We start from the raw sequence: 23028 nt of genomic DNA, 5'->3' as shown, positions 1-23028 counted from the left end.
AACCGCCATGTCTCTCGATTCTTCGTCCCTGCCCTGTTCGATTCTGCTGCTGGCCGGCGGCCGCGGCCAGCGCATGGGTGGCCAGGACAAAGGCCTGCTGGAGTGGCACGGCCAGCCCCTGATCGCCCATCTACAACGCCTGGTCCGGCCACTGACCGATGACTTGATCATCTCGTGCAACCGCAACCATGCTCGCTATGCCCCCTACGCCGACCAACTGGTGAGCGACGACAGCCCGGACTTCCCAGGCCCGCTGGCCGGCATCCGCGCCGGGTTGGCGGCGGCGCGGCATGCGCACCTGCTGGTACTGCCCTGTGATGTGCCAAATATCGACGAGCAATTACTCAGCGATTTGCGTGACACCCTGCAACGCAACCCACTCTGGCCGGTCATGGTGCGTCACGGCGAATTCTGGGAACCCTTGATCTGCATCATCCCGACGTACCTGCAAGCCGAGGTAGAACAGGCCTGGCATGCCGGAGAGCGCAGCCCGCGCAAGATCTTCCTGCAACTGGGTGGCATCGGCCTGGAATGCCCGGCGGATGATCCGCGCCTGGCCAACCTGAATACGCCGGAGCTGTTGCACCCAAGGTCTGACGTGTCAGAATGAACTTTCGCACAAGGAACTTTGGCGACGTCTTACACGTCACAAGGTCAGCAATTAAAAAGTATTCTCTCGGAGACAACACCCATGACTCAACGGACCATCGCCGCTCTCATGCTTGCACTGGGCCTCGCTACCCTCGCCGGTTGCGCCTCGCCTACAGTGATCACCCTGAATGACGGTCGCGAAATCCAGGCCGTCGACACCCCTAAATTCGACAAGGATTCGGGCTTCTACGAGTTCGAGCAACTGGACGGCAAGCAGACCCGTATCAACAAGGATCAGGTCCGCACCGTTAAAGACCTGTAAGCCACAGCGTTTGCCAACAGGGCCCGCCTCGTGCGGGCCTTGTCGTATCCGGGGGTTACCAGTCGAGGGTGATCTGGCTGCGAAAACTGCGTTCTTCAGCGGTGACCGGGTCGATAAAACGCACGCCCTGGGCCAGCAGCTTGAGGGGGTTGGCGTAGTCGTCGACGGCGTCCTTGATCACATCAGGGTAGAACGGATCATTACAGATACTCGCCCCCAGCGCCGTCATATGCACGCGCAGTTGATGCTTCTTGCCCGTCACCGGGAACAGCCCGTAGCGCCATAAATCGGCATTTTTCTCACGCACTTCAACGGCGGTTTCCGTATTGCTGGCGCCCTCGCCTTCCTGCATGCGAAAGAACGGCTCGCCGTCCACCAGGCGACTTTTATGCACCAGGGGGAAGGTCAGCCGCGGCAGGGCCGGGGCGATGGCTTCGTAGAATTTATCGATTTTGCGTGTGGGAAACAGCTGCTGGTAAGCCGAGCGGCTCGCCGGGTTGGCCGAGAACAGCACCAGGCCCGCCGTGTGCCGGTCGATGCGATGCAGGGGCACCAGCGCCGGGTTGTCGAGGCGGCGGATCAGGCGACGCAACAGGGTTTGCTCCACATACTCACCGGCCGGGGTCACGGGCAGGAAATGCGGTTTATCCGCCACCACCAGGTGCTCATCGGCGTACAGGATGCTTTCCTGCACCGGAATGACTTTCTCGTTCGGCACTTCGCGAAAGTAATAGATGCACAGGCCTTCCTTGTAGGCCAGGCCCACGCTGATGGGGCTGCCGTTGATATCCAGCACCCGACCACGCGCGATGCGGTCCAGCCAATGTTCACGGCTGATAGCCGGAAAGTGCTCGCACAGGCAATCGAGCACCGTCGCCCAGGGCCCAGGTGGCAAATACAGGGTGCTGGCTTGGTGCTGGGACGCGGAAAAACCGGAAGTGGACATGCAAATGCTCGAAGCCTGGAAAAACACCCGAGCATTATCCCGCATGGAGCGTGATTGAGCCTAGCGGCGATCTCAGGCCTTGACCAATTCGGCCCGCAGGATCGGCGACGCACTGGCCGCGTCGGTGAACTCCTTGAGCCAGCGCAGTACATCCACCGCCTCCCAGCGGCCGGGGTCGTACAACGCGTAGAGCAACCCCTGATACCCCACCACATCCAGCTGCTTGTGGTAACCGGCGCGCTGGAACAACGCCTCGATCTCGGCAAAACAGGTGTTGAAATGCACTTTGTTAAAGGGTGTCTTGCCTTCCGTGACCAGGCCATCGAGGCGCAGCTCGTTCACCGCGTCGCGCACGACGTCGACGGACATGCGATTGACGCTGCTTTTCAGTTGTTCAACATTCACCACGGGCGTTCCCTTTATTCAATCGCTGTACAAACATACAGTAACTTAATATTGGGAAACCTGCCATCGCATAACGCTCAGCGCAAGAACGCCACCACCTGCTCAGCGTCGAACGGCCAGTCCAGTTCCGCCCCCGTGTCCACCCGGCGAAGCACCGGAATCCGCAGGCCGTAGGCTTCGGTCAGGTCGTCGGGATCGGTGATATCCACCAATTCCACCAACAGCCCATGTTCGACGAGCGGCATGATTTCGGCTTCGGCAATCTCACATAGATGGCAACCCAGGGTGCCGAATAACTGGCATTCAGGAAGCATGGCAACGGCCCTGATCAGGAAGTAGGCAAACATTCTAAGCCCGACGAAAACCTGTGGCGAGCGGGCTTGCCCGCGTTGGGCTGCGAAGCGGCCCCAGCAGAGCCGCCGCATTCCTTCAGAGAGAAACGCGGTGCCGGGTTTTAGGGCCGCTTCGCAGCCCAACGCGGGCAAGCCCGCTCGCCACAGCAAGCCCGCTCACCACACAGCAAGCCCGCTCACCACAACAAGCCCCGCTCGCCAGAATGGCGCCACGCGCCACATAAAACCCTGATCCAGATCAGCATGGCCTATAACTGATTCAGCGATTCTCGCGGCTTTTTTGCCCGCCACCTTGCAACGGAGATGCGTGTGTTTGCCAACCTGCTGATCATTCTGGCCTCCTCCCTGGTGGTGATTGCGTTGTTTCGCCGGCTGCAATTGCCGCCCGTGCTGGGTTACCTGTGCGTGGGCCTGGCCGTGGGGCCGACCGCGCTGGACTGGGTAAATGACAACGAAGACCTGCCCGACCTCGCCGAGATGGGCGTGGTCTTCCTGTTGTTTTCCCTGGGCCTGGAATTTTCCCTGACCAAGATGCTGGCCCTGCGCCGCGTGGTCTTTGGCCTGGGCAGTTTGCAAGTGCTGGGCTGCGGCGTACTCCTGGGAGGCTTGTTGATGGCCCTGGGGGTGGCGCCCGGCATCGCCTTGCTGCTCGGCGCGGGCCTGGCGTTGTCGTCCACGGCCATCGTCAGCAAGGAGTTGACCAGCCTCGGCGAGATCTTCAGCAGCCACGGCCAGAACGCGATTGGCGTGCTGCTGTTCCAGGACGTAGTGGCGGTGTTGCTGCTGACCCTGGTGCCGGTGTTTGCCGGCAGTAGCGAGCAAGCCTGGTACCTGGCGCTGCCGCTGACCCTGGGTAAAACCGTGGTGTTATTTGTCGGCCTGCTGTTTGCCAGCCGCTGGCTGCTGCCGCGCCTGTTTCGTGAGGTAGCCGCCTCGCACTCCGCCGAGTTATTTGTGCTGCTGGCACTGGTGATCGTGTTGCTCACCGCGTGGCTTACGCATCTGCTGGGGTTGTCCCCTGCCCTCGGTGCGTTTCTGGCCGGCATGCTGCTGGGCGAAAGCCATTACCGTCATCAGATCGAAGCGGATATACGCCCGTTTCGCGACATCCTCCTGGGGCTGTTTTTTGTCAGCATCGGTATGCTGATCGACCTGCAATTGTTCCTCAGCCACAGCCTGTTGATCCTCGGCCTGACCCTCGCGCTGATGCTGGTAAAGGGCTGCGTGGTCGCCGCCCTGGTCAAGCTGCGCGGCAGCGACAGTGAAACCGCCTGGCGCAGCGGCCTGGCCCTGGCCCAGGGCGGCGAGTTCTGTTTTGCCTTGATGGCGCAGATGCAGCAGAGCCGGCTGATCCCGGATGAGTTCAACGGGCTGCTGCTCGCCGCCACGTTCTGCTCCATGCTGCTGACGCCGCTCTTGCTCAGGGCCGCACCGGTGATCGCCCTGCGCCTGCATCGCACGCCCAACCAGCAGGTGCAACTGGAACACATCACGGCACTCAACGCCGAGCTACGTGGCCATGCAGTGATTTGCGGGTATGGCCGCGTGGGGCAATCCATCGGGCGCTTTCTACGCGGCGAGAGACAAGCCTTTATCGCCTTGGATGACGACCCGGAGCGGGTGCAGGAAGCCGCCCCCGAAGACAGCAGCGTGCACTACGGCGACTGCCGCCGTGGCGCCCTGCTCAGCGCGGTCGGCCTGGAACGCGCGCGCTTGGTGGTGATTGCCGTGGACAACAGCGACGTCGCGCTGACGGTGCTGAAAGAGGCCAGAAGGATCAACCCCGAGGTGCCCATCCTGGTGCGCACCCGCGATGACAGCCAATGGGCAGAACTGAAAGCCGCAGGCGCCACCGAAGTGGTGCCCGAGCTATTGGAGTCGAGCCTGATGCTTGCTTCCCACGCCTTGGCCCTGCTGGGCCTGCCGGAGCAACAGGTGCAAGCGCGGGTGGATGAAGTGCGGCATAACCGTTACCGCCTGTTGCACGGGGTTGATTCGCCGCCGGTCAATCCTGACTGACCGCGCCGATCTTGTGGATCGACAGGTCCGCACCGTAATACTCCTGCTCCTGGCTCAGGCGCAGCCCGTGCACGCGCTTGATCACGCCGTACACCAGCAGGCCGCCGCCCAGGGCTACCAGCACCCCAAGAGCGGTGCCGATCAACTGACTGATCAGGCTCACGCCACCCAATCCGCCCAGCGCGGTCTGGCCGAAAATACCGCAGGCGATGCCGCCCCACACGCCGCACAGGCCATGCAGTGGCCACACGCCCAACACGTCATCAATCTTCCAGCGGTCCTGGGCGGCGATAAAACACCACACAAACAGGCCGCCTGCCACCACGCCAGTCACCAGCGCGCCCACCGGGTGCATCAGGTCGGAACCGGCACAAATCGCCACCAGCCCGGCCAATGGGCCGTTGTGCAGGAAGCCCGGGTCATTGCGGCCGATCACCAGCGCAGCAACGGTGCCGCCGACCATGGCCATCAGCGAGTTGACCGCCACCAGGCCGCTTACGCCGTTGAGGGTCTGGGCGCTCATCACGTTGAAGCCGAACCAGCCGACGATCAATATCCACGAACCCAACGCGAGGAAAGGAATGCTCGACGGTGCAAAGGCCACCAGGCGCCCTTCGCGGTAGCGCCCGTTGCGCGGGCCCAGCAACAGCACCGCCGCCAGCGCCAGCCAGCCGCCCATGGCGTGCACCACCACGGAACCGGCGAAGTCATGGAAACTTGCGCCAAAAGTCGCGAGCAGCCAGGCCTGCAGGCCGAAATTGCCGTTCCACACCATGCCTTCGAAAAACGGGTAGATGAACGCCACGATCAACGCCGTGGCGCACAGCTGGGGCGCAAACTTTGCACGCTCGGCAATGCCGCCGGAAATGATCGCCGGAATCGCCGCCGCGAAGGTCAGCAGGAAGAAGAATTTCACCAAGCCATAGCCATGGTCGGCGCTGATCACCGCAGCCGGTTGCATGAAGCTCACACCGTAGGAGATCCAATAGCCTATAAAGAAATAGGCCAGGGTGGAGATGGCGAAGTCACTGAGGATTTTCGACAGCGCGTTGACCTGGTTTTTCTGGCGCACCGTACCGACTTCCAGGAACGCGAAGCCGGCGTGCATGGCCAGGACCATGACTGCACCGATCAGTATGAACAAGGTGTTGGAGCTGTGGACAAGGGTGTCCACCGCGCTTTGCAAATTTTCCATGGAGGTTGGCAGGCCTGCATTTAAGGCAAAAAGCACCAAAGCGGTTCAAGCCAGGGTTGCGCGCACTAAATTGGCACCACCGGTTCCGCCGCTCTTTCAGGAGGCGTGAACCGCTTTAGCGCAGCGATCAACACAACAGGCCGTTGCCGACAGGGTTTTTCCGCGAGTTTGAGTGAATTAGGGTAAGGTTTTTCAAGGCATTGGCTTCAGGCCGCCCGGATTCAGCGCAGGCCTTGGGGCCTGCGCACCAAGGCAAAGCAAAAGCTGTACCACACAATTGCACTGAACCTTCACCGATGCCGGTGACTCGAAAACAGACGTATAGACGTAACGACCAGCCAATCACGGAGATAACCATGGCCAGAAGAACTGCAAAGACTGCTCAAGAGATACTGATGGCGGATTTTCAAACCCTGGTCAGTGACACCGAAAAGTTGCTGGACGACACCAAGGTGCTCGCTGGCGACCAGGCCGATGAGCTGCGCAGCAAGATCCACGACAGCCTGCTCAAGGCCCGTGAAACCCTGCAACTGACTGAAGATTCCCTGCGCGAACGCGGCCAGGCGGCAGTCACTGCCACCGAAGACTACGTGCAAGCCAACCCATGGCAGTCGGTAGGTATCGCGGCGGGCGTGGGCTTTTTGATCGGTTTGCTGGCTACAAGGCGCTAAATCATGTCTATCGGCGAAAGCAGCTCGTCCACGGGCACAACCTCTCGACGTCTGGGCGCGGCCGTTCTGGGCTTGCTGCACAGCCATGTCGAACTGTTTGGCATTGAATTGCAGGAGCAGAAGGCGCGCACCGTCAGCCTGCTGCTGTTTGCTGGCTTGGCGTTGGTGTTTGCCCTGCTGTTGCTGGTGGGGTTGTCGACGCTGGTGATGATCCTGGTGTGGGACACCGGTTACCGCCTGACCGGGATCATTTGCCTTTGTGTGTTCTACAGCCTGGCCGCAGCCTTCTGCGGGGTGCGCTTGAAAGCGGCGGTGTTCGATGAATCCACGCCGTTCCACGCCACCCTCGAAGAGCTGGCCAATGACCGGGAGCGCCTGCTGCCATGAGCTCGAATGAAACGCAGCAAACCTCGCGGCGGGAAATGCGCAAGGCGTTGATCCGCCTGCGCATGGAAATGCACCGCCAGGAAATTCGCCATGAGTCCCAGCAACTGCTGGTGCCGCTGAACAAAGTGCGCAATATGGGCCAAAGCTTTCAGGGTGGCCTGGGCATCAAGCACGCGCCGCTGTGGGGCGTGGCCGCCGTCACACTGATGGGCTTCATTACCGGTAAAGGCGCCAAGGGCGGCGGCATCAGTGGCCTGACGCGCCTGGTAAGGCTCGGCGCCGGTTTGATCCCGCTGATCAAATTGGCGATGCAGGGCACTTCGCGTAAAAGTTGAGCCCGGCTGGCTGCATTCTTGCTAACAGAAACGGCCCGACCCTTGTTTTCGAGGGGCGGGCCTTTTTTTCGCCCAGGTTATTCCTCACCATCCGTACCTAAGGAGGCCCCGTGATCGACGGGCAACCGCTCGCCTGCTTCCAACCATTCATCGACACCGCCACCGGGCGCATCGCCGGCGTCGAGGCGTTGGGCCGCCTGCGCCAGGCGGACGGCCGCTTGCAGTCCGTGGGCCCGCTGTTCGCCGACCCGCGCACGCCGGGCGTGACCCTGCGCCGCCTGGACCGGCAGATCCGCGACAACGCGTTGAGCCGCCTGCATGAGGCTCCCGAAGACTGGTTCCTGAGCCTGAATATCTCACCACGCTGGATCAACCGCCTGCGCCCGGGCCAGGCGTTGCCGAGCCTGAAACAGATCCATAACCATGGCGTCGACCCGCGGCGCATCGTGTTCGAGATCACCGAACTGGGCGGCGACATTCAGCGCCTGGCCGAGGTGGTCGCGCGCTATCGCGAGGCCGGTGCGCGCATCGCGATTGATGACTTCGGTGCCGGCTATTCCCAGCTCGATCGGGTGCTGGCGTTGCAGCCGGACATTCTCAAGCTCGACATGCGCTTGTTCCAGGAGGCCGCCAAAGGCGGGCCGAGCAGTGACGTGGTGCGCGCACTGGCACAAATGGCAGAAAAAACCGGCTGCTGGATCATTGCCGAAGGCGTGGAAACCGAGGCCCAGCTGAGCTTCGCCCTGGAATGCGGTTCGCGTTACGTGCAGGGTTATCTGTTTGCCCAGGCGCAGCTCGACTGGTTCGCCACCGATGCCTTCGTGCCGCACTTCGCCCAACTGCGTGGGGCGTATGTGCAGCAGAAACTCGCGGAACGCGGACGCGTCATGCAACTGCGCCAGCAATTGACCGAATTGATGAAAATCCTGCAGGCGTGGGCCGAAACCCAGGCGCCACTGAGTGACTTGCCGCAATTGCAGGCTTTTCCATGGCTGCTGCGCTTTTACCAGTGTGACCGGCACGGCACCCAACTGACGCCCAATTTCGAATGGCACCAGGACGCCTGGCAAGCCGACAGCCGCTACTTGGGCCACAACTGGTCGTGGCGCCCCTACTTTTATCACCTGCTGGCCGAAGGCTGGGAGGAGCGTCGCCTGACGCTGTCCTCCACCTACCGCGATGCCACCACTAACCAGTATTGCCTCACTGCCGGACAATTCTTCAATAACGGTCAGCGCTTGCTGTTAATCGACATCGACGCGGCCGGCTTGTAGATTTTCGCTTGCCGAGGCTGCGCTGAACCGGGAAGCTGGGGGGGTCATTCACCGCACGGAGAGTACCCGCCTTGGATTGGCCCACCCTGCTTACCCGCGAACGCCTTGGAAAACCCCTGCACAGCCCGGAAGAACTGGGCCGCAGCCCATTTCACAAAGACCACGACCGCATTATCTTCTCCGGTGCGTTTCGCCGCCTGGGCCGCAAGACCCAAGTGCATCCGGTGTCCAGCAACGACCATATCCACACGCGCCTGACCCATTCCCTGGAAGTCAGCTGCGTCGGCCGCTCCCTTGGCATGCGCGTGGGTGAAACCCTGCGCGGCGCCCTGCCCGACTGGTGCGACCCGAGCGACCTGGGCATGGTGGTGCAATCGGCTTGCCTGGCCCACGACATCGGCAACCCACCGTTCGGGCACTCCGGCGAAGATGCCATCCGCCATTGGTTCCAACAGGCAGCAGGACGCGGCTGGCTGGATGACATGAGCACCGCCGAGCGCAATGACTTCCTCAACTTCGAAGGCAATGCCCAAGGCTTCCGCGTGCTCACCCAGCTGGAATACCACCAGTTCGACGGCGGTACACGGCTGACCTACGCGACCCTGGGCACTTACCTGAAATACCCCTGGACCGCCCGCCACGCCGACGCCCTGGGCTACAAGAAGCACAAGTTCGGCTGCTATCAGAGCGAACTGCCGATCCTCGAGCAGATCGCCCACAAGCTTGGCCTGCCACAACTCGAAGAACAGCGTTGGGCGCGCCACCCACTGGTCTACCTGATGGAAGCGGCGGACGATATCTGCTACGCCTTGATCGACCTGGAAGACGGCCTGGAAATGGAGTTGCTCGAATACGCCGAGGTCGAGTCACTGCTACTCAACCTGGTCGGCGATGACCTGCCACAGACCTATCGACAACTCGGCCCCCAGGATTCCCGTCGACGCAAGTTGGCGATCCTGCGCGGCAAGGCCATCGAACACCTGACCAATGCGGCAGCCCAGGCCTTCGTCGAACAACAGGATGCCTTGCTGGCCGGTGCCCTGCCCGGCGACCTGGTAGAGCACATGCACGGCCCGGCCAAACGCTGCGTGCTGGACGCCAAAGACATGGCGCGCAAGAAAATCTTCCAGGACAAGCGCAAGACCCTGCATGAGATCGGCGCCTACACCACCTTGGAAATCCTCCTGAACGCCTTTTGCGGCGCAGCGCTGGAGCAACATGGCGGGCGCACGCCGTCCTTCAAGAACCGGCGCATTCTCGACCTGCTGGGCAACAACGCGCCTAACCCGGCGTGGCCGTTGCACGCTTCATTCCTGCGCATGATCGACTTTATCGCCGGCATGACCGACAGCTACGCCACCGAGATGGCACGAGAGATGACCGGGCGTTCCAGCCCACAATAACCTGACTGATCCAGCCGCCTGTTCACTGAACAGAATCTGCCTACGACGGGAACAGAGCGGCCTGATCGAATTCGCACAGGCTTCCAAAGAATAATCGCGCACGCTGCGGGCAAATCAGGCAATTAGTGCTTACCTGCTCCCTATCGATGCTTGACTCACCGTGTGCTTTCTATGCCCAGCAACGCCCTTCGCATCCTATTGGTGGAGGACCATCCGTTTCAACTGATCGCCACCCAGTGCCTGCTCAGAAGCTTCGGCTTCGAGCAACTGTGCCCGGCTGAAAACGCCGAACAGGCGATCCGCTTGATGACGCTGGCCGAGACCCCCTTCGACATCATCCTGTGCGACCAGTGCCTGCCCGACCTGCCAGGGCTTGAATTGATCGAGATCGCCAGCCGCCGGCACTTTATCCGGGCCGCCATCCTGCTGAGCGGGCTTCCCGAGGTGGAGCTGTCAGCGCTGCAAACCCAAGCACAGGAGCGCGGCCTGCCACTGCACGGGTGCTTATCAAAGCCATTGAACAAAGACGAGTTTGAACGTTTGATCCGCTCACTCCCCACGTTATAAATGTAGGACATCAAACATATAAACGCGTGGAAAATTACACGCACAACCACGGTTAAATCCCTGGATTCACGATTCGGCTTACTCTTCGATGAAATACCGACCTCCCGAGCTTTAAGGCCTTAGCAACAAGTAAGCCTTTACCTTTTTTCATGTAGGAAAATTCCTGTTTTATATCTAGCCCCCCTAGTGATCATGCTCTGCCTTCAGCTTCTGAGCTAATGTGCCCGCTTTATTTGCACTTGCATGGAATGTGATCATGAACACAGTTTTTATTATTGACGACCATCCGGTGATAAGGCTTGCCATCCGAATGTTGCTGGAGCACGAAGGCTATGAAGTCGTCGGCGAAACGGATAACGGCTGCGATGCCATACAAATGGTCCGCGAATGCCTGCCGGACCTGATCATCCTGGATATCAGCATTCCGAAACTGGACGGGCTCGAAGTGCTGTGCCGATTCAACGCCATGAATACCTCGATGAAGACCCTGGTGCTGACGGCCCAATCCCCCACGCTGTTTGCCACGCGCTGCATGCGCTCGGGGGCCGATGGCTACGTGTGCAAGGAAGGCGACCTGAGCGAGTTGCTGAGCGCCATCCGCGCCGTGTTGTCTGGTTACAACTATTTCCCCAGCCAGGCGCTGAACAGCAGCGGTGTCGACGGGGTGGATACCAAGGAGCTCGAACTGTTCAAGGCCGTCAACGATCGCGAGTTGATGGTCCTACAACTTTTCGCACAAGGCCGTACCAACAAGGAAATCGCCAAAGGCATGTTCCTGAGTAATAAGACGGTAAGTACTTATAAAAAGAGGCTGATGCAGAAGCTCCAAGCCAAGTCCTTGGTAGAACTTATCGAGATGGCAAAACGGAACGCGCTAGTGTGAGACAACGGATGCCCACGTGTATAAAGGACTATCTGATTTTATTGAGTGCCGGTTTGTGCATCAGTACTGCCGTGCCTGCAACCCCCCTAACGGGCCCGGAACACTTAAACTTACTGAGTCGCGCAAGCGCCGTACAACTTGAAACCCAACTGAGCAGGTCCCAACGCCTCTGGCTACAGAACAAACGTGAATTGGTGCTGGGTACCGCGGCCCCCGACTACCCGCCCTTCGACCTCACTTCCAGCGGGCGCGACTATGAAGGGCTTACCGCTGACTACGCCGGCCTCCTGGCCAAGACGCTGGCCCTGCCGGTCAAAGTATTGCGCTACACCTCCCGAGAGGCCGCGATCCGCGCCCTCGAAGCGGGAGAGATCGATCTGCTCGGCTCCTCCAACGGCTTCGAGGCGGCAAACCCCAACCTCACGCTGTCGGAGCCCTACGCGGTGGATCGGCCGGTGATGGTCACCCGCGAAAACGAGACTCGCAGCCTAAACGATGGGCTGGCCGGGATGCGCCTTGCACTGGTCTACCACTACTTGCCCCTTGCGGACGTGGAAAAGCTGTACCCCAAGGCGATCATCCGCGCCTATCCCTCTTACCAAAATGCCTTGAATGCAGTGGCATTTGAACAGGCCGACGTGTTTCTCGGCGATACCATTTCCACCCATTACATGATCAACAAGGGCTATCTCAAGAACATCCGCATGGCGAACTTCGGCAAACATGAAGCCTATGGGTTCAGCTTCGCGATGCACGGGCACCAACACACGCTGTCGAGCATCGTCGACGCCGTGCTGGGGGCGGTGCCCACCAATGAGCGGGAAACGATCGCCAAACGCTGGAGTGCCGGCAGCGACATACTGCTGACCGACCAGAAGCTGCAGCTGACTCAGCGGGAAGAACGCTGGATCAGAGACAACCCAGTGGTCAAGGTGATCGTGAACGCAACCTTCGCACCACTGACGTTCTTCGACAACGACGGGAATTTTCGCGGCATCACCGCCGACCTGCTGGAGCTGATTCGCCTGCGTACCGGTTTACGCTTCGAGATCCAGCGCGGGCGCGACGTGAGCGCGATAATCAAAGAGGTCGAGAGCGGCAAGGCAGACATCATCGGCGCGATCACCCCCAGTGCCGAACGCGACGCCCTATTGAGCTTCAGCCGTCCCTACCTGGAAAACTCCTACGTCATGTTGACGCGCAAAGAAGACCAGGCCCCCACCGGTCTTGAGGAAATGGGAGGCAAGCGCCTGGCGATTACCCAGGGCAACCCACTGAAGAAATTCCTGCAAGACAACTTCCCGACGATCCACCTGGTGGAAACCGGTGACACCTTCCAAGCGTCTGAGCTGCTGGTACTCGGCCAGGTGGACGGCGCAGTGAATACCTTGGTTGTCGCCAACTACCTGCTGTCTTCCCATGTGTTCCAGGACAAGGTGCAAATCAGCTTCAGCATTGGCACCACCCCCGCCGCCTTTTCCCTGGCAACCTCGCGCAGCGCCACCGAACTCAGCTCGATTCTCGACAAGGCCTTGCTCAGCATCGCCCCGGATGAGCTGGGCGTGATCAACAGCCGTTGGCGGGGCTACACCGCAGCCTCCGACAGCTATTGGCGCGACTATCACCAACTGATCGCCCGCATCGTCATCGGCACGGGGTTGTTGCTGCTGATTTCGCTGAGCTGGAACGCCTACATGCGCCGCCAGATCAAGCACCGCAAAATGGCTGAGCGCGCCCTCAATGATCAGTTCGAATTCATGCGCGCGCTGGTCAATGAAACCCCGCATCCCATCTACGTGCGCGATCGCAAGGGCCTGCTGCAGACCTGCAATGACAGCTACCTGCAGGTGTTCGACGTCAAACGCGAAGACGTGATCGGTAAAAACGTGATGCAGATCAGCACCGCGCTTGCCGCCGAGACGGCGCAATCCCATGCCGACTATCAACGGGTGGTGGCCGAAGGCAACCCGCTGATTCTGGATCGCGTCCTGCATATCCGTGGGAAAAAACTGACGATCTACCACTGGATCCTGCCGTACCGCGACTCTGTCGGTGAGGTCCAGGGCATCATTGGCGGCTGGATCGACATCAGCGAACGACGCCAGTTATTCGAAGAACTTCGCGACGCCAAGGAGCGCGCCGACGAAGCCAACCGCGCCAAGAGCACTTTCCTTGCCACCATGAGCCACGAAATCCGCACACCGATGAACGCCGTGATCGGCATGCTGGAGCTGACCCTCAAGCGCGCAGACCAGGGCCACCTCGACCGCCCGGCCATCGAAGTGGCCTACAACTCGGCCAAGGATCTGCTGGAATTGATCGGCGATATCCTCGACATCGCCCGTATCGAGTCCGGCCGCCTGAGCCTGGCGCCGGAGCGCGTCAACCTGCGGGAAGTGATCGAGTCGGTGGTGCGCGTCTTCGACGGCCTGGCACGCCAGAAAACCCTTAGCCTGGTGCTCGAGTTCACTCCCCACCTTGAAGACACCGAAGTGTTGATCGACCCCCTGCGCTTCAAGCAGGTGCTGTCCAACCTGGTCAGCAATGCGATCAAGTTCACCGAACAGGGCCAGGTGAAGATCAAGGTGGAGGTACTCCCCACCCAGCTGCCGCAGCAGGTCGAGATGAAACTGGTGGTGGAAGACACCGGCATCGGTATCAGCCGGGACGACCAGGCGCGCCTGTTCGAACCCTTTGCCCAGGCCGACAACTCCGGGCAACTTGCCAGGAGCGGGGCCGGCCTGGGCCTGGTGATCTGCCGCAGCCTGTGCGCAATGATGGGCGGCCAACTGAGCCTGAGCAGCGTGCCCATGGTCGGCACCCAAGTGCACGTGAGCCTGAAGATGGCGCGCCTGCAGTCTGTGCTGCCGGTGGACGAGCTCAAGCCCGAAGTGCCCGCGACGGCGCCCGTACTCAACGTGCTGGTGGTGGATGATCACCCGGCGAACCGCCTTTTGATGTGCCAGCAACTCGGCTACCTGGGTCACCAGTTCACCGCTGCCCAAAACGGCTCAGCCGGTTTCCAGGCATGGCGCCAGGCGCACTTCGACCTGGTGATCGCCGACTGCAACATGCCCATCATGAATGGCTACGAGTTGAGTCGTTCGATCCGCGAATATGAACAGCGCGAGCAACTGCCGCCCTGTGTCGTGCTGGGCTTTACCGCCAATGCCCAGCCCGAAGAGAAGCAGCGTTGCGCAGAAGCAGGCATGAACGACTGCCTGTTCAAACCCATCAGCCTCACCGCGCTGGAGCGGCAACTGGCACGGATCAGCCCCCAGGCGAGCAACCCGATCCTGGACCTCGGCAACTTCGAGGCCCTGACCGGTGGCGACCTGCACATGAGCCGACGCCTGCTGGAAGAACTGTTGAGCAGCAGTCGTCGGGATCGCCAGGAATTGCTCACGCTGCTGGCCGCGCAGGCATCCCTCCAGGACATCATCGAACAGGCGCACAAGATCAAGGGCGCTGCGCGCATCGTGCAAGCTGGCGCACTGGCCTCACAGTGTGAAGCCCTTGAACAGGCATGCGCCCGGGGCGACGCCGCTGCCCTGATCGAAGACGGGGTGAAAACCCTGGAAAAACTGATGCTGGAACTGGAAAGGATGCTGCAAGCGCAGCTTCAGGCATTGGATAGCCAATAAGGGGGCATACAGCCCCCTCTTGGATCAGCAGTCGGTCAAGCGCAGGAAAATCGCCGCCAGCTGTTCGATACCCGCTTGGTCCTGCTGGGAAAAGCGGGCCAGCGAGGGGCTGTCGAGGTCAAGTACGCCGATCAGTTGGCCGTTCTTGACCAGCGGCACGACCAGCTCACTGTTGGACGCACTGTCGCAGGCGATATGCCCAGGGAACGCGTGCACATCTTCGACTCGCTGGGTTTGCCGCGATGCCGCCGCGGCACCGCACACCCCACGGCCAAACGGAATGCGCACACACGCGATCTGCCCCTGGAACGGGCCGAGCACCAACTCCTCATTGCGGTTGAGGTAAAAACCGGCCCAGTTCAGGTCATCCAGTTGGCTGAACAGAAAGGCGGAAAACTGCGCGCTGTTGGCGATGAAGTCGCGCTCATCGGCCAGCAGTGACTCCAATTGCGCACCGAGCATGGCATAGCCATCGAGGCCGGTACCGGCGTGTTGCAGGTCGATCATGGTTGACGCTCCAGCAATTTGAGGCCCACCCAGTAACGGGCGAATTGATACGCGCAACGACCGTTGCGGTTGCCGCGGCCGGTGGACCAGCGCACGGCCAGGATGTCGAGTGCCTCATCGCGCTGCCACTGCAAACCGGCCTTGTTCGCCAGCTCGCCGATCCAGTGCTCCACCACATCGAGGTAATGTTCCTGGTTGAACGGATAAAACGACAGCCACAGGCCAAAACGGTCGGACAAGGCAATTTTGTCTTCCACCGCTTCGCTGGGGTGCAGCTCGCCATCCACGCGTTTCCAGTTGTCGTTGTCGCTCTGGTTTTCCGGCACCAGGTGGCGGCGGTTCGACGTGGCATACAGCAGCACGTTTTCCGGCGCCTGCTCCAGCGAGCCGTCCAGCACGCTCTTGAGTACGCGGTAATCGCCTTCGCCGGCCTCGAAGGACAGGTCGTCGCAGAACAGGATAAAGCGTTGTGGCAGCTTGAGCAGTTGTTCGACCACACGAGGCAGGTCGGCCAGGTGGTCGCGCTCGATTTCAATCAGGCGCAAGCCGGCCTTGGCATGCTGGGCGAGCAAGGCGCGCACCATGGACGACTTGCCGGTGCCACGCGAACCCCACAGCAGTGCATGGTTGGCGGGCAGGCCATCGATGAACTGCTGGGTATTGCGCGCCAGTGTTTCGCGTTGTTTATCCACGCCGATCAGGTCGGACAGGCGCATGTCCAGGCTCACTTCCAGCGGCAACAGGTAACCACTGCGGCCTTCGCGCTGCCAGCGGGCGGCCAGGCACTGGTTCCAGTCGATGGTTTGGCGGGGGGCGGGCAACAAGGGTTCAAGACGGGCCAGCACGGCATCGGCCCGTTCAAGAAAGGCATTCAATCGAGAATCCACGATTATTCCTCTGGCAACTTCTTGCAAAAGATGGCGTATTGGCAGCCCTGCGGCGGACCGCACGAGGCCGCGTTAAAAACGATTCATGCCGGGCAAGTCTGAGCCTGTGGATGTTCAGCTATGCTTGCCGGGCGAAGGGAAACGTGAAGTGGTTCAACACTCGATGGATATCAAGTTCGCCCACCGCTTGTCTTATAAACAAGCCCGATTGACTGTGCTGGTCGGTTTCGTGTTGGGAACCTTGCTCAGTCTGATCCAAATCGGCATTGATTATGCCAGCGAAGACGCATCCATCAACCGTGAAATACGCTCGCTGATCGAAATCAGCCACAACCCCGCCTCACGCATCGCCTATAACATCGACGCCGAGCTGGCCCAGGAGCTGACTTTAGGCCTGCTGCACTCCCCCGCGATCATTCACGCCCAGTTGATCGACAACAACGGCGTGGTGCTGGCCGATGTCGACCGGCCGCGCAAGGAAAGCACCTACCGCCCCATCAGCGACTTCCTGTTTGGCGCCAATCGCCAGTTCGAAGACCGGCTATTCCTGAACCATATGCCCAATGAATCCCTCGGCGTCCTGCGCCTGGATGTAGACACGTATGCCTTCGGCAGCCGCTTTCTGCGGCGTGCCGAAATTACCCTGCTCAACGGGTTTGCCCGCAGCCTGCTGTTGACCGGCATTCTGCTGGGCCTGTTCTACGTGATGCTGACCCAGCCGCTGGTGCGCATTATCCGCGAGCTGAGCAACCGCCGACAGGCGCGCCTGGACTGCCCGCCCGGGCACGAGCATGACGAAATCGGTGTGCTGGTGAGCGTCGCCAACCAGCAATTTGAGAACATGGAGACCGAAATCCAGCAGCGTCGCCACGCCGAGGACCGCCTGACCGAATACCTGGGGCAACTGGAAGACATCGTTTCCGCCCGTACCCTGGAGCTCAAGGCCAGCAACCAGCGGCTGAGCCGCTCGAATGAAGACCTGGAAGCGGCGAAGATGACCGCACTCGGCATGGCCCAGGCCCGGGCGGCCTTCCTGGCCAATATGAGCCACGAAATCCGCACCCCGCTCAACGGCCTGCTGGGGATGATCGCGCTGTCGCTGGACAGCCCGTTGAACGCCGAGCAACGCCAACAACTGTCCATCGCGCATGACTCGGGCAAGGTGCTGGTGGAGTTGCTCAACGATATTCTCGACCTGTCCAAGTTCGACGCTGGCCAGCTGGAACTGGAGGTTATCCCGTTCGATCTGGGCTCGCTGGTGGAAGACACCGCCAACCTGCTGTCGCAGAACGCCGCGCCCAGCGTCGAACTGACCTGCCTGATCGACCCGCAATTTCCCGCCCAGGTGCTGGGCGACCCGACGCGCGTGCGGCAGATCGTCAGCAACCTGCTGTCCAACGCCTTGAAATTCACCCGTTTCGGCCGAGTGGATGTGCGCCTGCGCGCCCTCGACGGCCGGGTGCAAATTGAAGTGTGTGACACCGGTATCGGCATTGCTCAGGAAGCCCAGGTGAAAATCTTCCAGCCCTTCACCCAGGCCGGCGCCGGGATCACCCGCCAGTTTGGCGGCACCGGGCTGGGCCTGGCGTTGACGCACAACCTCTGCGAGGCAATGAAGGGGCGCTTGAGCATCAGTTCGGAGGTTGGCTTTGGCAGCCAGTTCTGCGCAGAGCTGCCACTGCCAACCCATCTGCCCGCGGCCCAACAACCTGCGCTCAAAGGCGAGGTGATCGCCATCACCAGCAATGGCAGCGGCCTCACGGAACTGCTCAGCAGCCTGCTGCCCCAGTGGGGGCTGACGCTACGGTGCTTCACCCTCGACGACGATTTGCGCGGGCAGGCGCCCGACCTGCTGATCACCGACTGCCCGGAATGCCTGTTTCGCCTTCGGCCAGGCATGACCGCACCGATCCTGCTGGTGACGGCGTATGGCAATTTCATGCCCAGCGAAGAGGTGGCGGCATTGGCGCCATTGCAGCAACAGGCGCGCCCGCTGAGCCGCAACGCGTTGTATCAGATACTGCAACGCACGTTGCGCAGCGATGACTCACCGATCCTCGACCCCGTCCAACTGGATGCCGCGCCCCTGGCACACCGGGCGCGCATCCTGCTGGTGGAGGACAACGCGGTCAACCAACTGGTGGCCAAAGGCATGCTCGGCAAACTCGGCTGCGAAGTGATTGTGGCCGCCCATGGTGGCGAGGCGCTCAAGTTCCTCGAGGAGCAGCGCTTCGACCTGGTGCTGATGGACTGCAATATGCCGGTAATGGACGGCTACGAGGCCAGCCGGCAGATTCGCCGCAGTGGGCGCTGGCCGGACCTGCCGATCGTCGCACTGACCGCCAACGCCCTGTCCGAAGAACGCGAGCGTTGCCGGGCTGCGGGCATGAACGACTACCTGGCCAAGCCGTTTCGTCGCGAAGAACTCAACGGCCTGCTGGAGCTGTGGGTGCCTAAGACGACAAGTCTCTGATCTGCCCGAGCAACTGGTCCAGGCCGTCGCGCAAGACGTCGGCCTGGTTCAGGTCGACACCGCTGTCACACAGCAGTCGGGTCTTCAGTGCGAGGGTCTGGTCGCGTAGCTGCAGACCAGCCTCGGTGAGACCGAGGTGCACTTCGCGCTCATCCCGAGCACTGCGCTGGCGCCTGACCCAGGCTAGTTGTTCGAGGCGCTTGAGCAGCGGCGTCAGCGTGCCCGAATCCAGCATCAGGCGTTCGCCCAACGCCTTGACGGTGGGGTGCGCCGGCGTTGCGTCGTGCCACTCCCACAGCACCAGCATGACCACGTATTGCGGGTAGGTCAGGCCCAACTGATCAAGCATTGGCTTATAGGCACGCGTTACCGCCCTGGAGGCTGCATAGAGCTTGAAACACAGCTGATTGTCGAGGGCCAGGGATACGGTCATTTGAGCAGCGCTTCGATCTCTTGGGTCAGGTCCTGAGGCTTGGTGGTCGGGGCGAAACGCTTGACCACCTGGCCATCGCGGCCGATCAGGAACTTGGTGAAGTTCCACTTGATACCCTTGGAGCCCAGCAGGCCCGGCGCCTGGGTTTTAAGCTGCACGAACAGCGGGTGGGCGTCGCTGCCATTGACGTCGATCTTTTTGAACAGCGGGAAGCTGACGCCGAAATTCAGCTCGCAGAACTCGGAAATCGCACCCTCGTTGCCCGGCTCCTGCTTGCCGAACTGATTGCAGGGAAAGCCCAGCACCACCAGGCCCTGGTCCTTGTACTGCTGCCAGAGCTGCTCCAGCCCCTTGTACTGAGGGGTGAAGCCACATTTGCTGGCGGTATTGACCACGAGGATGGCCTTGCCGGCGAAGTCGGCCAAGGTCTTTTGCTCACCCTTGATAGTGGTGCAAGGGATGCTCAGCAGGTTGTTGCTCATGGCAGTGCCTCGAATACGGGGGGAAGAACGGAAACCATAGTAAGCAATTCAATTGTGTGCAATTTAATTTGCGAAACTAATAACTCACTATCAATGTGGGAGCGGGCTTGCTCGCGAAAGCGGTGTGTCAGTCACCGAATACATCAACTGACAGACCGCTTTCGCGAGCAAGCCCGCTCCCATATTGCGCATCGGTTTACCGCCTGATAATCAGCGCGGCACCAGATCCAGGCACACCGAGTTGATGCAGTAGCGCAGGCCGGTCGGTGGCGGGCCGTCCGGGAATACGTGGCCCAGGTGCGCGTCACATTTGGCGCAGGTGACTTCGGTACGGATCATGCCGTGGCTGACGTCACGGATCTCGATCATCGCGCTGTCGGCAATCGGCTCGTAGAAGCTCGGCCAGCCGCAACCGGAGTCGAACTTGGTCTTGGAGTCGAACAGCGGTTCATTGCAGCAAATGCAGTGGTACACGCCATCGGTGGTGGTGGCGTTGTACTTGCCGGAGAACGGGCGCTCGGTGCCTTTGAGGCGGCACACCTGATATTGCGCCGGGTCCAGCATGTCCTGCCATTCCTGAAGGGTTTTTTCCAACTTTTGCATCGGTACACCTCGGCAACTGAAAAAGCCTGATCTGTGTCTTTTCCATGGATCAGGCGGCACGTATGATTGCGCCTCTTCAAAACACCAGTCTGGCACCCGCGCTTTCGGCATTCAAACGTATTTATGGGTGCGGGCCCCGCAGGTTTCACAGTACGGTAGTGCCTATACCGTCTGGATCGTTCATTTTCAGGATCACATCGCCATGCAGGTCAGCAAATCGAACAAGCTCGCCAACGTCTGCTACGACATTCGCGGCCCAGTGCTCAAGCACGCCAAACGCCTGGAAGAGGAAGGCCATCGCATCCTCAAGTTGAACATTGGCAACCCGGCGCCGTTTGGTTTCGAAGCACCGGACGAAATCCTCCAGGACGTGATCCGCAACCTGCCCACTGCCCAGGGCTACAGCGACTCCAAGGGCCTGTTCAGCGCGCGTAAAGCGGTGATGCAGTACTACCAGCAGAAGCAGGTCGAAGGTGTCGGCATCGAAGACATCTACCTGGGCAATGGCGTGTCCGAGCTGATCGTGATGTCCATGCAGGCCCTGCTCAACAACGGCGACGAAGTGCTGGTGCCGGCGCCGGACTACCCGCTGTGGACCGCCGCCGTGACCCTGGCCGGCGGCCATCCGGTGCATTACCTGTGCGACGAAGGCGCCGACTGGTTCCCGGACCTGGCCGACATCAAGGCCAAGATCACCCCCAACACCAAGGCCCTGGTGATCATCAACCCGAACAACCCCACCGGCGCGGTGTATTCCAAGGAAGTGCTGCTGGGCATGCTCGAACTGGCGCGCCAGCACAACCTGGTGGTGTTCTCCGACGAGATCTACGACAAGATCCTCTACGATGACGCCGTGCACGTGTGCACCGCCTCCCTGGCGCCGGACCTGCTGTGCCTGACGTTCAACGGCCTGTCCAAGTCCTACCGCGTGGCGGGTTTCCGTTCCGGCTGGATCGCTATTTCCGGTCCCAAGCACAATGCCCAGAGCTATATCGAAGGCATCGACATGCTGGCCAACATGCGCCTGTGCGCCAACGTGCCGAGCCAACACGCGATCCAGACCGCCCTCGGCGGCTACCAGAGCATCAACGACCTGGTACTGCCCCAGGGCCGCCTGCTGGAACAACGCAACCGCACCTGGGAGCTGCTCAACGCGATCCCGGGCGTAAGCTGCGTGAAACCCATGGGTGCGCTGTACGCCTTCCCACGGATCGACCCGAAAGTCTGCCCGATCCTCAACGACGAGAAGTTCGTGCTTGACCTGCTGTTGTCGGAAAAGCTGCTGGTGGTTCAGGGCACTGCGTTCAACTGGCCGTGGCCGGACCACTTCCGCGTGGTGACCTTGCCGCGTGTGGATGACCTGGATATGGCCATTGGTCGCATCGGTAACTTCCTCAAGTCCTATCGCCAGTAATGAAAATGACGCCGAACGATCGAAATTCGGTCGTTCGGCGATTATCTGGCAACACTTCTTTGCGCTGTGCCCTGCCCCATGCGGCTTTCATCTTGCCCCTGGCACTTGCCCCCTATAATCAAGGGGCTTCGAGGCGCTGACGGGTCAACTCGAACGGCGTTTCCTTGTCGGAAATTCCCTTCAAGGCTCTACATTCCGGCTGTAGGACACAGTTTGAAATAGTCGCTCGGTTGAATCACCCAATGGCGCACCTTATATACCCCGCAGTACGCGACATATTAAGCATGAGGAGAACTCTACAACCATGATGCGCATCCTGCTGTTCTTGGCCACTAACCTGGCGGTCGTGCTGATTGCCAGCATCACCCTGAGCCTTTTCGGCTTCAACGGGTTCATGGCGGCCAACGGGGTTGACCTGAACCTCAATCAGCTGCTGGTTTTCTGTGCGGTCTTTGGTTTTGCCGGCTCGCTGTTCTCGCTGTTCATCTCCAAGTGGATGGCGAAAATGAGCACCAGCACCCAGGTCATCACCCAGCCACGTACCCGGCATGAGCAATGGTTGCTGCAGACCGTCGAGGAGTTGTCCCGCGAGGCTGGCATCAAGATGCCGGAAGTGGGGATCTTCCCGGCGTATGAAGCCAACGCCTTTGCCACCGGCTGGAACAAGAACGACGCACTCGTTGCGGTGAGCCAGGGCATGCTCGAACGCTTCTCCTACGATGAAGTGAAAGCGGTGCTGGCCCACGAGATCGGCCACGTGGCCAACGGTGACATGGTCACCCTGGCGCTGGTACAGGGCGTGGTGAACACCTTCGTGATGTTCTTTGCACGGATCATCGGCAACTTTGTCGACAAGGTGATCTTCAAGAACGAAGAAGGTCGCGGCATTGCCTACTTCGTGGCGACCATCTTCGCTGAAGTGGTGCTGGGCTTCCTGGCCAGTGCAATCACCATGTGGTTCTCGCGCAAACGCGAATTCCGTGCAGACGAAGCCGGCGCACGCCTGGCCGGTACCGGCGCAATGATTGCAGCGCTGCAACACCTGCGCTCCGAACAAGGCCTGCCGGTGCATATGCCGGACAGCCTGACCGCCTTCGGTATCAACGGCGGTATCAAACAGGGCATGGCGCGCCTGTTCATGAGCCACCCGCCGCTGGAAGAGCGGATCGACGCACTGCGTCGTCGGGGCTGATAGCCAGGTGACATAGAAAGGGGCGATCTGATCGCCCCTTTT

General features: G+C 60.7%; 23 protein-coding genes. 14 read left to right on the top strand and 9 right to left on the bottom strand.

The genetic code is table 11. The features are described 5' to 3' along the window. Positions 1–7 precede the first annotated feature (7 nt). Positions 8–610 carry a molybdenum cofactor guanylyltransferase MobA gene (mobA, locus tag CXQ82_RS08925; RefSeq protein WP_101268023.1) on the top strand — a complete coding sequence of 201 codons (603 nt, stop codon included), beginning with the start codon at positions 8–10 and terminating at the stop codon, positions 608–610. Positions 611–691: 81 nt separating this feature from the next. Next, complete coding sequence (locus CXQ82_RS08920) at positions 692–913, top strand: YgdI/YgdR family lipoprotein (RefSeq protein ID WP_016978480.1); 222 nt, start codon at positions 692–694, stop codon at positions 911–913. A 55-nt stretch (positions 914–968) separates the two neighbouring features. Here the strand turns inward: CXQ82_RS08920 and CXQ82_RS08915 are convergent, their stop codons facing one another. The 3 genes from CXQ82_RS08915 to CXQ82_RS08905 form a co-directional block, all read right to left on the bottom strand. After that, positions 969–1859, bottom strand: coding sequence for a pseudouridine synthase (locus tag CXQ82_RS08915; protein WP_101268021.1), 891 nt, complete (start codon positions 1857–1859; stop codon positions 969–971). A gap of 72 nt (positions 1860–1931) precedes the next feature. Continuing rightward, positions 1932–2267, bottom strand: a complete 336-nt coding sequence (locus CXQ82_RS08910) for a transcriptional regulator (RefSeq protein ID WP_101268019.1) — start codon at positions 2265–2267, stop codon at positions 1932–1934. Positions 2268–2341: 74 nt separating this feature from the next. Next, a complete protein-coding gene (locus CXQ82_RS08905) occupies positions 2342–2578 on the bottom strand; it encodes a glutaredoxin family protein (protein ID WP_101273749.1) in 237 nt (78 codons plus the stop codon). 342 nt (positions 2579–2920) lie between these two features. Between CXQ82_RS08905 and CXQ82_RS08900 the strand changes: the two genes are divergently transcribed. Further along, positions 2921–4636: a monovalent cation:proton antiporter-2 (CPA2) family protein gene (locus CXQ82_RS08900; RefSeq protein ID WP_256581886.1), complete on the top strand. Its 1716-nt coding sequence runs from the start codon at positions 2921–2923 to the stop codon at positions 4634–4636. Here the strand turns inward: CXQ82_RS08900 and CXQ82_RS08895 are convergent. After that, the gene (locus tag CXQ82_RS08895; protein ID WP_101268016.1) at positions 4623–5831 is read right to left on the bottom strand and encodes an ammonium transporter; all 1209 of its coding nucleotides are present in this window, start codon (positions 5829–5831) and stop codon (positions 4623–4625) included. The two genes, CXQ82_RS08900 and CXQ82_RS08895, sit on opposite strands and share 14 nt — an antisense overlap. 356 nt (positions 5832–6187) lie before the next feature. On the opposite strand from CXQ82_RS08895, the gene CXQ82_RS08885 reads away from it, so the two are divergent. From CXQ82_RS08885 to CXQ82_RS08850, 8 genes are all read left to right on the top strand, one after another. Beyond that, a complete protein-coding gene (locus tag CXQ82_RS08885; RefSeq protein ID WP_101268013.1) occupies positions 6188–6502 on the top strand; it encodes a YqjD family protein in 315 nt (104 codons plus the stop codon). Between the two features lie 3 nt (positions 6503–6505). Further along, positions 6506–6889: a phage holin family protein gene (locus CXQ82_RS08880; protein ID WP_065901663.1), complete on the top strand. Its 384-nt coding sequence runs from the start codon at positions 6506–6508 to the stop codon at positions 6887–6889. After that, positions 6886–7224: a hypothetical protein gene (locus tag CXQ82_RS08875; protein WP_101268009.1), complete on the top strand. Its 339-nt coding sequence runs from the start codon at positions 6886–6888 to the stop codon at positions 7222–7224. The genes CXQ82_RS08880 and CXQ82_RS08875 overlap by 4 nt, the downstream gene beginning before the upstream one ends. Positions 7225–7334: 110 nt before the next feature. After that, on the top strand, positions 7335–8498 hold the full coding sequence (locus tag CXQ82_RS08870; RefSeq protein ID WP_101268006.1) for an EAL domain-containing protein: 1164 nt from the start codon (positions 7335–7337) through the stop codon (positions 8496–8498). Between the two features lie 71 nt (positions 8499–8569). Continuing rightward, on the top strand, positions 8570–9901 hold the full coding sequence (locus CXQ82_RS08865; protein WP_101268004.1) for a deoxyguanosinetriphosphate triphosphohydrolase: 1332 nt from the start codon (positions 8570–8572) through the stop codon (positions 9899–9901). A gap of 171 nt (positions 9902–10072) precedes the next feature. Beyond that, positions 10073–10468, top strand: coding sequence for a response regulator (locus tag CXQ82_RS08860; RefSeq protein ID WP_101268003.1), 396 nt, complete (start codon positions 10073–10075; stop codon positions 10466–10468). A 256-nt stretch (positions 10469–10724) separates the two neighbouring features. After that, on the top strand, positions 10725–11351 hold the full coding sequence (locus CXQ82_RS08855; RefSeq protein WP_101268000.1) for a response regulator transcription factor: 627 nt from the start codon (positions 10725–10727) through the stop codon (positions 11349–11351). 8 nt (positions 11352–11359) lie between these two features. Then, positions 11360–14995 carry a transporter substrate-binding domain-containing protein gene (locus tag CXQ82_RS08850; protein ID WP_101267998.1) on the top strand — a complete coding sequence of 1212 codons (3636 nt, stop codon included), beginning with the start codon at positions 11360–11362 and terminating at the stop codon, positions 14993–14995. Positions 14996–15019: 24 nt separating this feature from the next. On the opposite strand, the gene CXQ82_RS08845 is transcribed toward CXQ82_RS08850, so the two are convergent. Together CXQ82_RS08845 and CXQ82_RS08840 are read right to left on the bottom strand one after the other, a co-directional pair. Beyond that, positions 15020–15502: a GAF domain-containing protein gene (locus CXQ82_RS08845; RefSeq protein WP_101267996.1), complete on the bottom strand. Its 483-nt coding sequence runs from the start codon at positions 15500–15502 to the stop codon at positions 15020–15022. Then, positions 15499–16389, bottom strand: coding sequence for an ATP-binding protein (locus tag CXQ82_RS08840; protein WP_101267994.1), 891 nt, complete (start codon positions 16387–16389; stop codon positions 15499–15501). Before CXQ82_RS08840 ends, CXQ82_RS08845 begins: the two co-directional genes overlap by 4 nt. Before the next feature lie 163 nt (positions 16390–16552). Between CXQ82_RS08840 and CXQ82_RS08835 the strand changes: the two genes are divergently transcribed. Beyond that, positions 16553–18862 (top strand): ATP-binding protein, encoded by a 2310-nt coding sequence (locus CXQ82_RS08835; protein WP_101267992.1) that lies wholly within the window; start codon positions 16553–16555, stop codon positions 18860–18862. Here the strand turns inward: CXQ82_RS08835 and CXQ82_RS08830 are convergent. From CXQ82_RS08830 to msrB, 3 genes are all read right to left on the bottom strand, one after another. Continuing rightward, positions 18843–19295 (bottom strand): MarR family winged helix-turn-helix transcriptional regulator, encoded by a 453-nt coding sequence (locus CXQ82_RS08830; protein ID WP_101267990.1) that lies wholly within the window; start codon positions 19293–19295, stop codon positions 18843–18845. The two genes, CXQ82_RS08835 and CXQ82_RS08830, sit on opposite strands and share 20 nt — an antisense overlap. Further along, positions 19292–19777 (bottom strand): glutathione peroxidase, encoded by a 486-nt coding sequence (locus CXQ82_RS08825; protein WP_101267988.1) that lies wholly within the window; start codon positions 19775–19777, stop codon positions 19292–19294. The genes CXQ82_RS08830 and CXQ82_RS08825 overlap by 4 nt, the downstream gene beginning before the upstream one ends. A 210-nt stretch (positions 19778–19987) precedes the next feature. Next, positions 19988–20380 (bottom strand): peptide-methionine (R)-S-oxide reductase MsrB, encoded by a 393-nt coding sequence (gene msrB / locus CXQ82_RS08820; RefSeq protein WP_101267986.1) that lies wholly within the window; start codon positions 20378–20380, stop codon positions 19988–19990. A 202-nt stretch (positions 20381–20582) separates the two neighbouring features. On the opposite strand from msrB, the gene CXQ82_RS08815 reads away from it, so the two are divergent. Next, positions 20583–21794 carry a pyridoxal phosphate-dependent aminotransferase gene (locus CXQ82_RS08815; RefSeq protein ID WP_016978462.1) on the top strand — a complete coding sequence of 404 codons (1212 nt, stop codon included), beginning with the start codon at positions 20583–20585 and terminating at the stop codon, positions 21792–21794. Positions 21795–22098: 304 nt separating this feature from the next. Then, positions 22099–22986, top strand: coding sequence for a protease HtpX (gene htpX / locus CXQ82_RS08810; RefSeq protein WP_101267982.1), 888 nt, complete (start codon positions 22099–22101; stop codon positions 22984–22986). Positions 22987–23028: the final 42 nt, after the last annotated feature.

Origin of the sequence: Pseudomonas sp. S09G 359 (genome assembly GCF_002843605.1) — a bacterium.
Taxonomy (GTDB): Bacteria; Pseudomonadota; Gammaproteobacteria; order Pseudomonadales; family Pseudomonadaceae; genus Aquipseudomonas.
The sequence above is the reverse complement of the archived record's forward strand: the minus strand, read 5'-3'. Positions and strand labels throughout refer to the sequence as shown.

What these genes read in the sequence shown, in the direction of transcription:
- mobA (WP_101268023.1), top strand. Translation starts at nt 8, where the DNA reads ATGTCTCTCGATTCTTCGTCCCTGCCCTGTTCGATTCTGCTGCTGGCC.
- CXQ82_RS08920 (WP_016978480.1), top strand. Translation starts at nt 692, where the DNA reads ATGACTCAACGGACCATCGCCGCTCTCATGCTTGCACTGGGCCTCGCT.
- CXQ82_RS08915 (WP_101268021.1), bottom strand. Translation starts at nt 1,859, where the DNA reads ATGTCCACTTCCGGTTTTTCCGCGTCCCAGCACCAAGCCAGCACCCTG.
- CXQ82_RS08905 (WP_101273749.1), bottom strand. Translation starts at nt 2,578, where the DNA reads ATGCTTCCTGAATGCCAGTTATTCGGCACCCTGGGTTGCCATCTATGT.
- CXQ82_RS08900 (WP_256581886.1), top strand. Translation starts at nt 2,921, where the DNA reads ATGCGTGTGTTTGCCAACCTGCTGATCATTCTGGCCTCCTCCCTGGTG.
- CXQ82_RS08895 (WP_101268016.1), bottom strand. Translation starts at nt 5,831, where the DNA reads ATGGAAAATTTGCAAAGCGCGGTGGACACCCTTGTCCACAGCTCCAAC.
- CXQ82_RS08885 (WP_101268013.1), top strand. Translation starts at nt 6,188, where the DNA reads ATGGCCAGAAGAACTGCAAAGACTGCTCAAGAGATACTGATGGCGGAT.
- CXQ82_RS08880 (WP_065901663.1), top strand. Translation starts at nt 6,506, where the DNA reads ATGTCTATCGGCGAAAGCAGCTCGTCCACGGGCACAACCTCTCGACGT.
- CXQ82_RS08875 (WP_101268009.1), top strand. Translation starts at nt 6,886, where the DNA reads ATGAGCTCGAATGAAACGCAGCAAACCTCGCGGCGGGAAATGCGCAAG.
- CXQ82_RS08860 (WP_101268003.1), top strand. Translation starts at nt 10,073, where the DNA reads ATGCCCAGCAACGCCCTTCGCATCCTATTGGTGGAGGACCATCCGTTT.
- CXQ82_RS08855 (WP_101268000.1), top strand. Translation starts at nt 10,725, where the DNA reads ATGAACACAGTTTTTATTATTGACGACCATCCGGTGATAAGGCTTGCC.
- CXQ82_RS08850 (WP_101267998.1), top strand. Translation starts at nt 11,360, where the DNA reads ATGCCCACGTGTATAAAGGACTATCTGATTTTATTGAGTGCCGGTTTG.
- CXQ82_RS08845 (WP_101267996.1), bottom strand. Translation starts at nt 15,502, where the DNA reads ATGATCGACCTGCAACACGCCGGTACCGGCCTCGATGGCTATGCCATG.
- CXQ82_RS08835 (WP_101267992.1), top strand. Translation starts at nt 16,553, where the DNA reads ATGGATATCAAGTTCGCCCACCGCTTGTCTTATAAACAAGCCCGATTG.
- CXQ82_RS08830 (WP_101267990.1), bottom strand. Translation starts at nt 19,295, where the DNA reads ATGACCGTATCCCTGGCCCTCGACAATCAGCTGTGTTTCAAGCTCTAT.
- CXQ82_RS08825 (WP_101267988.1), bottom strand. Translation starts at nt 19,777, where the DNA reads ATGAGCAACAACCTGCTGAGCATCCCTTGCACCACTATCAAGGGTGAG.
- msrB (WP_101267986.1), bottom strand. Translation starts at nt 20,380, where the DNA reads ATGCAAAAGTTGGAAAAAACCCTTCAGGAATGGCAGGACATGCTGGAC.
- CXQ82_RS08815 (WP_016978462.1), top strand. Translation starts at nt 20,583, where the DNA reads ATGCAGGTCAGCAAATCGAACAAGCTCGCCAACGTCTGCTACGACATT.
- htpX (WP_101267982.1), top strand. Translation starts at nt 22,099, where the DNA reads ATGATGCGCATCCTGCTGTTCTTGGCCACTAACCTGGCGGTCGTGCTG.